Origin of the sequence: Paenibacillus marchantiae, from assembly GCF_028771845.1 — a bacterium.
Lineage (GTDB): Bacteria > Bacillota > Bacilli > Paenibacillales > Paenibacillaceae > Paenibacillus > Paenibacillus marchantiae.
Genome location: NZ_CP118270.1, coordinates 794,991 through 810,628, shown reverse-complemented (window position 1 = coordinate 810,628; position 15,638 = coordinate 794,991). Strand labels below are relative to the sequence as shown.

General features: G+C 47.6%; 14 protein-coding genes and 2 pseudogenes. All 16 read left to right on the top strand.

All coding sequences use genetic code 11. From position 1 onward, the window contains the following. Window positions 1-22 precede the first annotated feature (22 nt). The 16 genes and pseudogenes from abc-f (at window position 23) to PTQ21_RS03625 (ending at window position 15,628) form a co-directional block, all read left to right on the top strand. The gene (gene abc-f / locus PTQ21_RS03700; protein WP_274568859.1) at window positions 23-1,957 is read left to right on the top strand and encodes a ribosomal protection-like ABC-F family protein; all 1,935 of its coding nucleotides are present in this window, start codon (window positions 23-25) and stop codon (window positions 1,955-1,957) included. A gap of 401 nt (window positions 1,958-2,358) precedes the next feature. Continuing rightward, window positions 2,359-2,826 (top strand): hypothetical protein, encoded by a 468-nt coding sequence (locus PTQ21_RS03695; protein ID WP_083584683.1) that lies wholly within the window; start codon window positions 2,359-2,361, stop codon window positions 2,824-2,826. Next, window positions 2,826-3,101 carry a hypothetical protein gene (locus PTQ21_RS03690; protein WP_063567585.1) on the top strand — a complete coding sequence of 92 codons (276 nt, stop codon included), beginning with the start codon at window positions 2,826-2,828 and terminating at the stop codon, window positions 3,099-3,101. Before PTQ21_RS03695 ends, PTQ21_RS03690 begins: the two co-directional genes overlap by 1 nt. Before the next feature lie 6 nt (window positions 3,102-3,107). Next, window positions 3,108-4,505 (top strand): glutathionylspermidine synthase family protein, encoded by a 1,398-nt coding sequence (locus tag PTQ21_RS03685; protein ID WP_274568856.1) that lies wholly within the window; start codon window positions 3,108-3,110, stop codon window positions 4,503-4,505. Next, window positions 4,487-4,891: a DUF350 domain-containing protein gene (locus tag PTQ21_RS03680; protein ID WP_072733770.1), complete on the top strand. Its 405-nt coding sequence runs from the start codon at window positions 4,487-4,489 to the stop codon at window positions 4,889-4,891. The genes PTQ21_RS03685 and PTQ21_RS03680 overlap by 19 nt, the downstream gene beginning before the upstream one ends. A gap of 60 nt (window positions 4,892-4,951) precedes the next feature. Beyond that, window positions 4,952-5,899, top strand: coding sequence for a nucleoside hydrolase (locus tag PTQ21_RS03675; protein WP_063567588.1), 948 nt, complete (start codon window positions 4,952-4,954; stop codon window positions 5,897-5,899). A gap of 210 nt (window positions 5,900-6,109) precedes the next feature. After that, window positions 6,110-6,598, top strand: coding sequence for a signal peptidase II (lspA, locus tag PTQ21_RS03670; RefSeq protein WP_063567589.1), 489 nt, complete (start codon window positions 6,110-6,112; stop codon window positions 6,596-6,598). Between the two features lie 299 nt (window positions 6,599-6,897). Next, window positions 6,898-8,103, top strand: a complete 1,206-nt coding sequence (locus tag PTQ21_RS03665; RefSeq protein WP_139295659.1) for an ABC transporter substrate-binding protein — start codon at window positions 6,898-6,900, stop codon at window positions 8,101-8,103. A gap of 25 nt (window positions 8,104-8,128) precedes the next feature. Further along, window positions 8,129-8,995 carry a carbohydrate ABC transporter permease gene (locus PTQ21_RS03660; RefSeq protein ID WP_063567591.1) on the top strand — a complete coding sequence of 289 codons (867 nt, stop codon included), beginning with the start codon at window positions 8,129-8,131 and terminating at the stop codon, window positions 8,993-8,995. Beyond that, window positions 8,995-9,822, top strand: a complete 828-nt coding sequence (locus PTQ21_RS03655; RefSeq protein ID WP_053782648.1) for a carbohydrate ABC transporter permease — start codon at window positions 8,995-8,997, stop codon at window positions 9,820-9,822. The genes PTQ21_RS03660 and PTQ21_RS03655 overlap by 1 nt, the downstream gene beginning before the upstream one ends. Window positions 9,823-9,824: 2 nt before the next feature. Continuing rightward, window positions 9,825-9,938: pseudogene (locus tag PTQ21_RS03650) on the top strand (carbohydrate ABC transporter permease); the annotation flags it as partial. Between the two features lie 306 nt (window positions 9,939-10,244). Then, complete coding sequence (locus tag PTQ21_RS03645) at window positions 10,245-11,651, top strand: MATE family efflux transporter (RefSeq protein WP_274568853.1); 1,407 nt, start codon at window positions 10,245-10,247, stop codon at window positions 11,649-11,651. 292 nt (window positions 11,652-11,943) lie between these two features. After that, window positions 11,944-12,111 carry a hypothetical protein gene (locus PTQ21_RS03640; RefSeq protein WP_274568851.1) on the top strand — a complete coding sequence of 56 codons (168 nt, stop codon included), beginning with the start codon at window positions 11,944-11,946 and terminating at the stop codon, window positions 12,109-12,111. A gap of 214 nt (window positions 12,112-12,325) precedes the next feature. Continuing rightward, window positions 12,326-13,190, top strand: a pseudogene (locus tag PTQ21_RS03635) (Rpn family recombination-promoting nuclease/putative transposase). 225 nt (window positions 13,191-13,415) lie between these two features. Continuing rightward, window positions 13,416-14,126 (top strand): response regulator transcription factor, encoded by a 711-nt coding sequence (locus tag PTQ21_RS03630; protein WP_072733766.1) that lies wholly within the window; start codon window positions 13,416-13,418, stop codon window positions 14,124-14,126. Continuing rightward, window positions 14,123-15,628 carry a sensor histidine kinase gene (locus PTQ21_RS03625; RefSeq protein WP_090952261.1) on the top strand — a complete coding sequence of 502 codons (1,506 nt, stop codon included), beginning with the start codon at window positions 14,123-14,125 and terminating at the stop codon, window positions 15,626-15,628. The genes PTQ21_RS03630 and PTQ21_RS03625 overlap by 4 nt, the downstream gene beginning before the upstream one ends. The last annotated feature ends 10 nt before the right edge of the window (window positions 15,629-15,638 follow it).

The window sequence follows — 15,638 nt, the reverse complement described above, 5'->3', positions numbered from 1 at the left end:
AATCCATAGGAGGAACCTTATTATGATGATTATTAGCGCGCAACAACTGACTCAATACCACGGAGCACATCTGGTGCTGGACGGCATTACGTTTGAAATTATGGAGGGCGACAAGGTCGCCCTGATCGGCCGCAACGGCAGCGGTAAAACGACATTGATGCGTCTGATGGCACGACTGAACCAGCCGGATGAAGGACAATTGATGATCAAGAAGGATACACGTATCGGTTACGTGGCTCAGGTGCCGGAGGGAATGGATAATTACACGGTGCTAGATGTGCTGAGTCTTGGATTCAGGGAGCTTATGGCGTGCCGGAGTGAAATGAAGGATATGGAGCAGCAGATGTCCGATCCGGACTGTGCATCCGATCCGAACCAATTGGAGCGACTGTTGAAGCGGTACGCGGCCTTGCAGGATCAGTTCGAGCGCGAGGGTGGATATGAAATGGATGCCCGGATCGATCAGGTGGCGGACGGTCTGGATATTGCGAAGGAGCATTACGGATGGCGTTTTGGTTCGTTGTCTGGTGGTGAACAGACCCGGGTTGTGCTGGCTTCACAGCTAATTGTAAGGCCTGATCTGTTATTGCTGGATGAGCCGACCAACCACCTTGATCTGGAGCGGGTGGAATGGCTGGAAGGATTTTTGCGTGACTACACAGGTACGATAATTCTGATCTCACATGATCGCTACTTTTTGGACCGTGTAGCATCCCGGACGTTAGAACTGGAGGATGGAGAAGCGCAGACGTCAGCTGGTGGTTATACGGAATATATGAAAGTGAAGGAACAACGACTGATGCAGCAATTCGAGGAGTTCAAAGAGCAGCAGAAGGTGATCAAAAAAATGAAAGAAACGATCCGCCAACTGGAAGAATGGGGCCGAGTCGGGGGTAATGAAAAGTTCTTCCGGCGTGCAGCTTCGATGCGTAAAGCAATCGAACGGATGGAACAGGTGAAACGCCCGGTACTGGAGCGGCGTAACGCCGACTTCGATGTACGCCCTACAGACCGTACGGGAAAACGAGTGGCCGTTATGGAACAGGTCGAAAAGGCTTATGGAGAACGTCCAATTCTGCGCGGTGTATCAGGATTGCTCGAATATGGCGACAAAATTGCCCTTATTGGACGCAATGGTTCAGGCAAAACAACGTTGTTCAAGCTGTTGCTGGGCGAGGAACAACCCAGTGCAGGCAACCTGGAGTGGGGTGCACGTGTAAATGTTGGCTATCTGGCCCAGCAGGAGGAGCCTTCCAATCCGAAGCTGAATGTGTTGGAGTACTTCCGTCTGGAAGCGGGCGTGGAAGAAGGAGAAGCACGCGGCATTTTGGCCCGATATCTATTCTATGGAGCAGATGTATTTCGCTCGGTAGGACAGTTATCTGGTGGGGAATGGACGAGGCTAAGGCTGGCTCTGCTGGTTCAGCGGAAGCCGAATGTGCTTTTGCTGGATGAACCGACCAACCATCTGGATATCGCTTCAAGGGAAGCGCTCGAAGAGTCGCTCGTTGATTTCGAAGGAACGGTGCTTGCCATCTCGCATGACCGTTACTTCGTCAATCGACTCGCTTCCCGCGTGTGGGAACTGGAGAATGGGCGGATGACCACTTATCTTGGAGACTATGAAGCCTATCGCGAGAAGAAGCTTGATCTGCAAGCCCGCGCAGCTGCGGCAAATCAGCATGTAGCAGTTGTAGCCACTCCATCACGTGGAAGTTCAAAACCGAAACTGGAGACGGAGTCGGGTAGAACGCCTGATACAACGTCCACTTCTAAAAAGCTGTCCGCTGAACAATTGGAGCAGCGACTGGCTCACCTTGAAGGGCAAATCCAGGAGATGGATCGTCAGCTTGAATCCGTGCAGGATAATCCAAACGAGCTGGAGCAAATGTGGAACGAACGTGAGCAATTGTCTGGTGAATACAATGATATGTTGGCCCAGTGGGCAGAGCTGTGAGACTGGTCAGATTATGGAGCTTATCTTGAAATAGATGAAGAAGGAAAGAAGGCCGGAGGGAGATCTCTGGCCTTTTTGATTTTCAAAGTTAGCTTTATAACGGGATGATATCCGAGGTAATTAGCTGGTAAAATTGTGTGTCGCCACAATGTTATCTTTACTAGCATTTTGCATAATTCGATTCTTATTGTTCGCGTGCAAAAGATCTAGACGAATAGATTCATTTCGATCTATATCTTGCTGATTGAAAACCACTCTTGGGATTTATGCAAAATGCTTTTTTACATGTCATCGGGAATAGTGTAACTTTTTTCCTTCTCATGCGTTTAATACGTTTGTGTGTATTGAAACGGCTCCTCTTAGAGCTCACAGAAAGGCAGGTTATCGTTATTTATTATTTATTGACTTATCGGAACTGGTCGGATGACCGGCAGGTGGAGACGGGCGTACTGGAGCAGGTATCGGGTACTCGCGATGAGCTTTTCATGCGCAAGCTGGTCGATGCTACCCTGATGAAAAATAAGCTCTGGGCGCATCTATCCAATGAATCCGAGGATCGTCGGGAGCATGCAGTTTACGTGACCGAGTATGACAATCAAAAACCTGCGGAATACGGTACAGCGATTGCGGACGCTGCACTGGCAATGTGTAAAATGTCCTCCATGTACAGTGCGGAATACATGCTGTGGAATGGGTGTGCATTTCAGGAATTGGACTTGGCAGAATCCTCCTCGTACACGATGGAACTTGCCGAGCAACTGCTGGACCATTACATGGTCCGGGGCGGTACGACCTATGAATTTGTGTATTCCGTGTTGGATGCGGATCGCAAGAAAGTGTTGTTTTTTATGAAGGAGGTAGATTTGTAATGGACGAAAATCCCAAACCCAAACCTGGATCACGCGCCAAGCTGGTTGCCTTCTCGCTAATGCTTGCGGTTCCAGCCGTATTATCCGGTTGTAGCAGCAATAGCGATGAGTGTGACCCGGAATACGATACCGGATGTGAATATGACTCCAGCAGTGGGCACTATTATTACGGTGGCGGATCGTCCTATCGGAGCAACAAGGACAGCAGCTCCTACAGCAAATCCAGTTCAAAATCGAGCGGCTTTGGCAGCTTCTTCCGCAGTTCGGGAGGTTAGAACCTGATGAGGCATATATACCAACTGCCATTCAGTCATGAAGAAGTATTCAGGGGTGAAGCAGGGCAGCAAGTTCCCTACCATCGGATGTATGGCAAGCAATATTGTGTGCCTGCATTGACGGTTTATTCCCCTGCAGAGATGCAGGAATTGCGTGCAGCAGTTGAGGCTGTAGACGGGATTTATTGCAAGGTGATGCGTTTTATTCAGCAATACATGCCCGACTCTTTCCTGGAGCAGCAGCTGGGCATTCATCCCGGCCTTATTCCGGCGGCTCGTATGGAGATGGTGACAGGCGGGATTACTCGGCAGGACTGGATTATTGGGGAAGCCGGACCTAAATGTATCGAAAATAACACGGATACCCCAACCGGCATACCTGAAGCAGCTGCATTGGAAGGTATTTTGGTGGGGATGGTTGAAAAAATATCGCTCCATGCTCCGTCCAAAGGAATGGATGAATGTATCCGGGAATGCTTTCGCCGCTGGCTGGATGCTTACGCACAGCAGGGTTTGCTGGGCCCGGTGACCTTTACTTCATTTGGAGAGCATGTGGAGGATCGGACCAATACGGAGTATCTGATGAAGCTGTGCCAGAAGGCGGGGTATGAAACGTTTTACGCTCCACTGGAGGAGTTGGAGATTATTCCAGGGGAGGCGCTCTACCATCATGGACGCGAGATTAACCTGTTGTACCGGCTCTATCCCCTGGAATATCTAATCGATGATCGAGATGAAACGACCGGCGTGGACATCGGCGCAGCACTGCTTGAATTGGTTCAGGATAACCGCCTGGGTCTGATGAATCCTGCACAGCATGTGCTGATGCAGAGCAAGGGTTTCATGGCGGCGATCTGGTCACTCTATGAACGCAACGAACAAACCATGGAATATTGCGGGTTTCGGCTGTTTAACGATGCAGAGTTAGCGGCGATTTCGCGTTATCTGCTACCTACTTATTTCGAAGCTGAACCTTTCGAATGGAGCGCAATGCCTTATGTGGCTAAAAGCTATTGGGGCCGCGAAGGTCGAGGCACATCGTTGCTGGGTGAGGGATCGGATCATCATGCGGGCCAAACGGCTGCTTCTCATCAGCTGCACGCCCCTACGAACTCCAACACAATAGCCGAACTGCAAGAAGAAGATGAGATCGCAGCCTATTATAATAATCAGCCTAAAATATATCAGCAGCTGGTACCGATGGAACAGGCCGTGATTCAGACAGAAGATGGCGAATACAGCGGTTATTTGCTTACAGGAGTGTTTGTCATCGGTGGACGTTTTGCCGGTGTGCTGCCCCGGATCGGGGAGAAGGTAACCGGAGATATGGCCTATTATTGTGCGGCTGTGGTCAATGAACGGATGGATGACGAGGAGGAGAAGGAATGGACAATTTGGGATTGAACCTGCTGAATGTAGCGGTAGGTGTAGGCATTCTGCTGGTAGTATTGGTATGTGGGTATTTCGCTTTTAGCCAATTGACCCGGTATAACGATAGCGAGGAAATCGCGAAAGGCAATGAGGCGGCAGGCATGTATATGGGCAGCAAATTGCTGGGCCTGTGTATCATTGTGGGCATGGTGTCCTTTTCTACGCATTCATGGCTGGATATGCTGCTCTGGTCGGCGCTTGGAATCATTATTTTGTGTCTGGTCTATATTATATTTGACTTCCTTACCCCCAAGATGCGGGTCTGTGACGAAATCGCACGAGGCAATATGGCGGTAGCACAGCTGCTGCGTTCCATTATCATCGGCGTTTCCATCGTCATCGGTACGTTTTTGATGTAAAATAAACCCTAGTGTTTATTTGGAATGAATATCAATTCAACGAAGAAGGAGCGCGGCATCATGAGAAAAGTCATCATCGATACAGATACAGCAGGAGACGATACGATTGCGATCCTGACGGCACTGCACCATTTCCAGGTGGAGGGCATTACGATTACAGGTGGGAACGTACAGTTTGACCAGGAGGTTGAAAATGCCCTGTACACGGTACAGGTTGCGGGACATGGCGGCAAGGTGCCTGTGTACAAAGGGTGCGAACGCCCATTGATGGCCTATGGCAAGGCCCAGCACCGCACGGTGGAAGACGTACATGGTGATGACGGCATGGGCGGAGCCCATTTCCCGAAGGCGGACCAGCGTCCAGAGGCAGGGCATGCAGTTGATTTTATTATTGAAAAGGTACACGCACATCCGGGCGAAATCTCGCTTCTGGCCATTGCACCTCTGACCAACATTGCGATGGCAATCCAGAAGGACCCAACCATTATTCCGGAGATTGCTCACCTCTACATCATGGGTGGAACGAATAATGCACTGGGTAATATCACACCAGCCGCGGAGTATAACTTCTATGTAGATCCGGAAGCAGCCAAAATTGTATTGCACGCAGGCATTCCGACGACCATGGTTGGCTGGGAAATGTGTACTCAGTATTCTGTTATGGATGATGATGATCACGCTGAAATTGCAGCACTGGGTACATCTGGTGCCGATTTCTTCACAGCCATCAACAAAGTGGTTATGCAGTTCAACAAATCGGTACATAAACTGAATGGCACCACTCACCCGGACACGTTGCTGATGGCTGTTGCCGCAGATGAGTCGCTCATGACCAAATCCGGTCAGTATTATGTGGATGTAGAAGCAGCAGGAGAGTTAACGCGCGGATATAGCGTTGTGGATATCAACGGACGTTTCGGTAAAGAGCCGAATGTACGTGTCTGCGAGGCCATTGACCGTCCGAAATTCAAATCCATGCTGCTGGATGTGCTCTCTGCTATTCAATAAAATTGTGGTTTTAACTCCAATAAAAGTATTCATCATCCGTGCCTATTCCAGGTACGGATTTTTTTTGCCCATTCCATTCCTATGAGTGTGTGCAATGCGCGTTCTCTGTCCAGTTGGTGACAACGCTTCGGGTGTGTTAAAGTGAAGGAAATGTTACAGCGGAGACTTCTTTAGTTTAACTTTTGAGCGTCCGGCAGGAGGAGTGGCACAATGTTATTTTATTTTGTAGCACTGCTGGTTACCTTGGTTGATCAGGGAACCAAGATGGCGGTGAGGATGTATATGGAAGTTGGGGACACGATGAGGCTTGGCGACTCGGGAATGCAATTGCAGCATTATGAGAATAGTGGAATGGCAGGCAGCCTGTTTCAAGGGAATGCGCGTCTTTTCGGTGTGGTCGCTATTCTATTCGTGGCGGGTATGATGTATTATCGGAGAAAAGGTGAGATTCGCGGTTTCTGGATGCAGGCAGGTGCCGGTTTCATGGTCGGTGGTGCTTTGGGTAATGCAATCGATCGTTTTATCTACGCACGCGTAACGGATTTTCTCGTATTTCCGTCGGGACGTGGTATTCTCAATTTGGCGGATGTAGCGATAAATGTTGGTGTGGTTATGCTGGTCATCGGCATGTTAATCCGTGCATTTCAGAGTTACCGAGCCAAGCGTTTACGTAATGCTTTGCCGAAAATAGAGCGTTGATAAAGAGTTAACAACCGCTTTGATGTAAGCAGTCGTAACTGGATACATGAGGGACATTGGATATTTCCGATGTCCTTTTTTTGTTATGTCGACGAGCGGACTCGCGGTCAGTGGGACTGATTCATTTTTACCGAAACCGTTTTAGGAATAATAGGACACATTATAGTCAACGCTCTAAGTATAGAACGGTGGAAGGATTAACCACGTGGTTACTTCACTAATTTAATGGGTAAATCTTTACGTATATAAGCTGAGGGAGGTACAACATGAGAACATCGCTTACCAAGGCACTCGGGTTAATGCTGCTTTGTGGAATAACGGCTGTACTTCTGTCTTCCTGCACTAGCGGGAATAATGCCAATGGCAAAGTGCAGGTTGAATTTTTTCAGAACAAACCCGAAGCCAAAGGAACCTTTGACGAATTAATCAAAACATTCAACGCCGAACACCCCGATATTCAGGTCACTCAGGTGAATCCACCTGACGCGGAGACGGTGCTGAAGACACGTGTGGTGAAGAACGATGTACCAGACATTATGGCAATGGGGGCAACCGATACCTATTCCATTCTTGCACAGAGTGATATTTTCGCCGATCTGACAGACAGTCCACTGTTAAAAACGATCGATCCCAACTACATAAAGATGCTGAAGGATGTCACGGGCATGGATGAAGTGACAGGTGTTCCATACGCAACAAATGCAAACGGCATCATGTACAACAAAACCTTGTTTAAAGAAATGGGTCTGAACGTACCCAAGACCTGGGACGAGCTGATTGCTACAGCCAAAAAAATTAAGGATGCGGGTAAAATTCCGTTTTACTTCACATACAAGGATGATTGGCAGACGAATCTGCCGTTCAATGCACTCGGACCTAACTTGGTTGGTATTGATTTCTACCTGGAGCGTCGCGAGAACAAAGTGACCTTCAAGGAGAAATACCGTGAGGTTGCGGAGAAGCAGTTGGAGCTGATGAATTACGGTCACGGCGACAACTTCGGTAAAGCGTATTCGGATGGTAACCGTGCCTTTGCCAATGGTGAAGCTTATATGTACATCCAGGGTACCTGGGCGATCTCCGAGATTCGCAAAGCGAACCCGAATGTGGATATTGGTTTCTTCCCATTCCCGACAGGCAACGATCCGAGCCAGATCAAGCTGGTGAACGGAATCGACTCTCTGTTTACCATTTCAGCGAATACACCAAACAAGGAGCAGGCCGAGCAGTTCATCGCGTTTCTGCTGGAGCCTGAAAATATAGGCAAGTACATTAAGGAACAGACGCTGTTCTCTGCGGTGGAAGGTGTAAAACAAGATGATCCTGCTGTACAGGAACTGACACCTTACATTGAGCAGGGCAAGGTTATCGACTTCGCCGATCACTATATTCCGGCTGCGGTGCAGCTGAATTCCATCGTACAGTCCTTTTTGCAGAACAAGAACATCGACAACTATCTGGATACACTCGACAAAGAATGGGACAAGGTAGCGAATCGGCGATAACGCCTTGTCCGAAGGAGGATGGAGTATGAACAAGCGCATCGCGCCTTATTACTGGATGACGGTTCCGGCGGTAATACTGTTCTTTGTATTTATGACGCTGCCGGCCCTCCAGGGGATCTATTATTCATTTACGAACTACAACGGATTCGGTAAAGGTTATGATTTTGTTGGATTCAAAAACTATTTCAATTTGTTTCAAGATGACAATGTAGGCAACGCCTACTGGTTTACCTTCAAGTTTGCGATCGTTGTAACGATCCTTACGAATATTCTAAGCCTGCTCATTGCACTCGGGCTGAATGCCAAGATTAAGTTCCGTAACTTTTTCCGTGGCATCTACTTCTTGCCGAATATCCTGAGTGTATTGATCGTAGGTTACATATTTAACTACCTGTTCTCCAACGTATTCCCGATCTGGGGACAAAACCTGGGCATCAACGCCTTATCCACCAACATTCTGGGCAGCGAAAGTCTGGCATGGATTGGGATCGTAATTGTAGCGGTGTGGCAATCCGTCGCGTTGAATACGATTCTGTATTTGGCGGGATTGCAAACCATCCCTACGACATTGTATGAAGCATCAAATCTGGACGGCGCTGGAAAATGGCGTGAATTCTGGAGCATTACGTTTCCGCTTATTGCCCCGTTCTTCACAATTAATATGGTGCTGGCGATGAAAAACTCACTGATGGTCTTTGACCAGATCGTGGCCTTGACGAATGGTGGACCGGGACGGGCAACACAGTCCATCTCCCATCTGATCTACACGGGTGGATTTGAAGGCGGCGAATATGCATATCAATCTGCGAACTCGGTTATCTATTTCATCGTTATTGCGGTGATTTCGATTCTGCAAATCCGGTTCCTGCAAAGAAGGGAGACGGATCTGTAATGAGAAGCCGTTTACGTACCAACTGGCCCGTTATGTTGTTAATTATTCTGGGTACCTTGTTCATTCTGTTCCCTTTATATATGACGGTTACAATCGCATTGAAAAATCCGGAGCAAATGGCCCAATCGGTCTTTGCTATTCCGACAACGCTTCACTGGGAGAACTTTGCAAGTGCAATAGACATGACAAACTTCTTCCAATCGTTCCGTAACAGTGCCATTGTTACTGCGTCAACAGTCATTCTGACCTTGCTCAGTAACTCTATGGTTGCTTACGCGATTGCCCGGAATATGGAGAAGCGGAAATTTTTCAAAGGGCTGTATTATTACTTCGTCAGCGCGATGTTTATTCCGTTTCCAATCATCATGCTGCCGATTGTTAAGCTGACTGCATCACTGGAAATGACCAATCTTCTGGGTCTTATCCTGCTGCATACGGTGTACGGTCTCGCCTTTAACGTATTTGTATATGTAGGTTACATTCGGTCCATTCCGGTAGCACTGGAGGAAGCAGCCTTCGTAGATGGAGCAACAACCTGGGGCACATTCTGGAAAATCATTTTCCCATTGATGGCGCCGATCAGTGCCACGGTTGGTATTCTAACTTGTCTGTCTACCTATAATGACTTTCTGCTGCCACTCATTATTATTAGTGATCCGGCACAATACACGCTTCCACTGGTACAATATGTGTTCCAGGGTCAATTCAATACTGACTTCAACCTGGCGTTTGCATCGTACCTGCTGGCGTTGCTGCCGATGATCATCATTTACCTGTTTGCACAAAAATGGATTATCAATGGTGTAACGCAAGGTTCAGTGAAATAAATTGGGGAGTGATTGGTGCGACACTGATGATCAGCATCCTGCCGATCCTGATCGCTTTCCTCGTTTTGAGCAATCGAATTGTAGAAGGTATTGCTGCCGGATCGGTAAAAGGATAGACCCATGTATTCCAGATGATTAAATGGCTAACTTAAACCTTGGACCCTTACACATCCCGATCCAATAGGGATGTGTGAGGGTTTTTGCTCATCGCCCTGGACTTCTTCTATCTCCTGAGATCGTGTATTTATAACGAGTATATCAATTTAGTTATTCTCTATAATGCAAACTAAATGAAAAAACTGAAAATACCTATTATTGGAATTTCAAAAAACTTTCAAGTTTTTTCGCAAAACTACTGCATTTTCAAACCACCTGTGCTAACATACCCTAAGAATTAAAGCCCACACGGGAAAGGTGAGAAAATGACAGCAATATCCTCAACCAAAGAGTCCCTGCGTTCGGATGCCAAGGATCTGAATCTGATTCGGCTAACATGGCCTATTTTCCTGGAACTCTTCTTGTTTATGTTGATGGGGAGCGTGGATACGTTCATGCTCAGTTCAGTGTCCGATAATGCAGTATCCGGAGTCGGAGCAGCCAACCAGATTATTTCCATTGCGATTCTTGTACTGGAAGTCATTGGACATGGCGCTGCTATTGTTGTGGCACAATATATTGGTTCGAAGAAGTTGAGTGAGGCGGCACAGGTCACAGGTAATGCGATTACACTAAATCTGATTGTTGGACTGATTCTGAGCGGAAGCTTCCTTCTGTTAGGAGGACATCTGCTTACACTGCTTCATATCCAAGGTGAAATATACGATTTTGCCCGTTCTTATATAAGTATTGTCGGAGGCGGGATCTTCCTTCAGGCGCTGATTAACGCGCTGGCCGCGACGATTCGTACGCATGGTTACACCAAAGAGACGATGTATGTTTCCGTTCTGATGAACGTGATTCACGTCGTTGGTAACTACGCCCTTATTTTTGGCCATTTCGGCATGCCGAAGCTTGGTGTAGAAGGGGCAGCGATCTCAACGGTCGGAAGCCGTCTGATCTGTTTGATTATTTTCTTCTGGTTACTCTATCGGGTTATGGATGTAAGGGTAGAGTTTAGCTATTACATCAACCTTTCGAAGAAGTTTATCAGCAAAATCTTGCGAATCGGTATTCCCTCTGCACTGGAATCCGTTGTATATCAGTCCTGCCAGCTCGTCTTCACACTGTACGTAACCTATCTGGGTGCTGAAGCGATGGCAACCCGGCAATATGCGGGTAATATTTCAAGCTACATCTATCTATTCAGCATGGCGATCGGAATGGGAACTTCCATTATTGTTGGCCGACTGGTCGGTGCACGGCGCAAGAACGATGCATATAAACGCGTATTCGACAGTGTAAAATGGGCGCTGCTCGCAACGGTTGTGATCGATGTAATTATTATTCTCTTCCGTGTTCCGCTGATGAGTGTGTTCACGGATAATCCGGAAATTATCAAGCTAGGGGCACAGGTCATCCTGCTAAGTCTTCTGCTGGAAACCGGGCGAACCTGCAACATTGTGATTATTGGTTCCCTTCGTGCCGCAGGTGATGCGAAGTTCCCGGTATACATGGGACTGATCTCTATGGTCTGCATGAGCCTACCGCTAGGCTACCTGCTTGTGTTCAAGCTTCACATGGGGCTCGCCGGTGTATGGCTTGCGATTGCCGCAGACGAGTGGACACGCGCTGTCATTATGTATTTCCGCTGGAAGAGCCGGGCTTGGGAGAAACATGATCTGTTGGATCATGAGGAGGAAGTTGGAGTTCAGCCGGTGCCGGCAGTATGATGTTGATTTTGGAAAATAATTTCGATTTGAGTGGAGTATAGAAATAAAAAGGACGCCTCACTTGGAGTCGTTAGTCTTATTAAAGAAGAGCCAATCATGGGATGGAGCATTCCTCCTGATGATGGGCTCTTTTTTCGTTATTTGTGCAGTATTACCTCGTTATCTTAGAGAGGTTCAGATCATAGGTGGGGGCTGTAGCGAAGTTTGTCACCAGAACAGGTTAGCAAAAATGATCAAAACGAGATGTGCAGCCTCACGTATAGTAAGGATATGGAAAGGGGCTGGACTTTATTTGAATTCATACAGTGAATTGATTCGGCAAAGTCTCTACTTTATTGAAACGAATCTGTACGAGGAGATCGGGCTTGAAGAAGTGGCGTCTGAAGCGCTTCTGTCACCCTATCATTATCATCAGGTGTTCCGCAGGGCAGTGCGGTCATCTCATTCGGGGTTATTTTGAACGGCAAAGGAAAAGTTTGGGTGGATAGTTTCCGTTTCGAAGAGGTTGATCCGAATACACCATTGACTCATATGGAGACAGAGTATGAGATGTCGGACGAGCCAATGAATTTGTCTTTTGAAGAGTGATCAGATGTGAATGCAGGTCCAACGTTAAGCTGAAGAAAGTATGTGAATTATGATATAATCCTGGGTAAGAATGGAGCTGATGCAGGATGACGGATTTGCTCGATCCTCGAGTGGATTTTGTATTCAAACGTATTTTTGGAAGTGAGCAAAGTAAAGATGTTTTGTTAGCTTTCCTTAACAGCACGTTTATTGAAACCGGTGAGTAGCCTCTTACGGAGATTACACTTATTAACACGTTTACGGACAAAGATAGTCCGGAAGATAAACTAATCCATTTTAGATATCAAAGCGCGTACGGTGGAGGGTAAGTTAATCAACATTGAGATGCAGCTGTTTAATCCGTATAATATGGAAAAAAGGACGCTGTTCTACTGGAGTGAAATGTACTCTCACCAGATCAAGAAGGGCGAAAACTATAATCTTTTGAAAAAATGTGTGACGATCAATATTTTAAATTACTCATGTCTGGACAATGAACGATATCACAATGTTTTTCATTTACGCGAAGATCATACAGGTATTGGTTTGACAGATGATATAGAAATTCATGTGATGGAATTGACCAAACTGGATCAACACCCTGTCCCTATGGATAAGGGTGGACTAGTGAACTGGCTTTTATTCTTAAAAGGGATTGATCCATCAAACTGGGAGGTGCTGGCGATGAATGAACCGATGCTAAAAAAGGCGATGGACACGCTGGAATTTCTGAGTCAGGATGCAGCTACGAGAATGGCTTATGATGCACGGATGAAAGCACTAAGCGATGAAAAGTCGATGATTGAAGGTGCACGTGCTGAGGGTGAAGCCAAAGGGAAAGTAGAAGGTAGAGTAGAAGGTAAAGTGGAAATGGCTCGCGAGCTTCTTGCACTTGGCGTAGATATGTCAGCTGTGGTGAAAGCCTCCGGACTCTCTGCAGAGGAAATCAAAAAACTGCTGCCTAAGCAGTGATATGAAACTGAAATTACACTTTACAGGGCTAATCCAATTACGGGTTGGCTCTTTTTGTTGTGTTTGGGGTATAAAAAAAGTGGAGCGAAGTCGAAGCTGAGAGGATACAGACGTTTCTGGAGTTTCTCACAAATCGAAAAGTCCTCCATAGCTAATCAGGCCATACCTTGTTAACATAGATCCAAAGAATACGATAACTCATGACACATATAGAGGATGATTTCGATGAATAAAAAAGTATTGGTCGTGGATGACGAGTCAAGCATTGTCAGTGCCATTGCTTACGCGCTGCGGCGCGAAGGATATGAAGTAGAGACAGCAAATGACGGCGAAGAAGCGCTGGTCAAGGTGGCGTCATTCCATCCGCAGGTCATGATTCTGGATGTGATGATGCCCAAGCTGGACGGATACGGCGTATGCCGCAGGCTGGAGGATCGAGAGGATATCGGCATTATTTTGCTGACTGTCAAAAATGATATCGTGGATAAGATCGTAGGCCTGGAAATGGGCGCGGATGATTACATGACCAAACCGTTTGAGATCCGCGAGTTGCTCGCCCGGGTAAAGGCATTGATGCGCCGTGTGGAGAAAAGCAGCCCGTCCCCTGACGACCAGAAGAATCAGGTTATCGTCAATGGAACACTGCGCATCCATATCGCTCACCGCACCGTGACGGTGAATGAGGAGAAGCTGGATTTGACGCCAAAAGAGTTCGACTTGCTGACCATTCTGATGTCCAACCCTGAGCGTGTATACACACGGGATGATCTGCTGGACCGGGTGTGGGGCATGGAATATGCCGGGGGTACACGCACGGTGGATATTCATATTCAGCGGCTGCGCAAAAAGATCGGCGATACTGACCAGCAAAAATTGCAGACGGTATACGGCATTGGCTATAAGGCATCAGCCCCTGAACCGGGCGGCTCGGTATGAGAGTCAGCATTAAGCTGAAGTTCAGCGTTTTTCTGGCCGCATTGCTAATCCTGACCGTCGTTGTGCTCAGCTCCTTGGTATTGCGAGGTATTGAGCGCAACCAGCAGACGCAGATCGAGACCATTCTGTCCCAGCAGACCCGTCTGGTGAATCTGAATGTGCGGCAGTCTTACTATACCGAGTCCGTTCGTCTGGAGCAGGAGGTTTTTTTACAGCAAAATGGCCGCAGGTTGGCTCAAGAGCTTGCAAGCTCCACAGGTCTGCCCATCGCGCTTTATGATATGAAGGGACAGCAGGTTGGTTCATCAATCATGTCTGAGGAAAGTGCAGATATCACAGCGACGCTGAACTATGCGCTGCAAAATAAAATTGCTTATCACGAACAGGGGGACACCCTGCTATATGTAGCACCGCTGGACGGACCGGATGGACAGATGGGTGCTGTGCGCATGCAGTATCCGGTTCAGAGCTATCATGAATTCTATGCCCGTATCCTTCAGTTGTTTATGTGGGCGGGGATTGCGGTTGTTGGACTTAGCTTCATTCTGGGATATCTCTTCTACAATCGTTTTGCTGTTGCTATAACCCGATTGAAGAAGTCTGCCGATTCCATTCGTGAAGGGCATTATATTACCGAATCACCAGTGAGTCGCAAGGATGAATTGGGCGAACTGGGACAGGGCATTTATTATATGAGCACATCGATTCAACAAAATATTGAAGCCATGCATGCGGAACAGCAGAAGCTTCAGCTCGCTATCGAGAAGCTTCAGGCTCTGGAGCAGCAGCAGAAACAATATATCGGTAACATCAGCCATGAGTTCAAGACACCACTTACGTCGATTAAGGCATATGTGGAGCTGCTGGACATGTATAAGGATGATCCGCAATTGCTGGATGATGCCACGAGCAATATTGGCAAGGAAACGGAGCGGTTGTACGAGATGGTTGAGAAGGTATTACATTTATCAGCCCTGGAGAAATATGATTTTGAGAATCAGGCGGAAGACGTGGAGGTTCGTGCTCTACTGGAGGATGCCTGTGGCCGGATGCGGGGCAAAGCCGAGAAGTTTGCGCTGAACATGGAGCTGACGTTACTGCCTGCGGTGATCCGCAGCGATCGGGAGAGCCTGATGCATATTTTCATCAATCTGTTGGATAATGCGATCAAATATAATGTGCCGGGAGGTGTCATCCGGGTAAGCAATGAACTGCGAATGCAGGAGCGACAAGCGGTGATTCGCATCTTCAACTCAGGTACGCCCATTCCGGATGAGGCGAGCGAGAAAATCTTTGAACCCTTTTACACCATCAACAAAGACAGGGCCAGAAAAACCGGGGGAACCGGGCTGGGACTATCACTCGTCAAGCAATTTGTAGAGAAGCAGGGCGGCACAATCTCATTGTTGCCGGGCGATCCGAAACACGGGGAAGGGACGACGTTCCAGCTTGTTTTCCCTCTTGCCCATTCAAGTTTACAAGTTGGAAACAAGTCTGAATAACTTTGGAAGT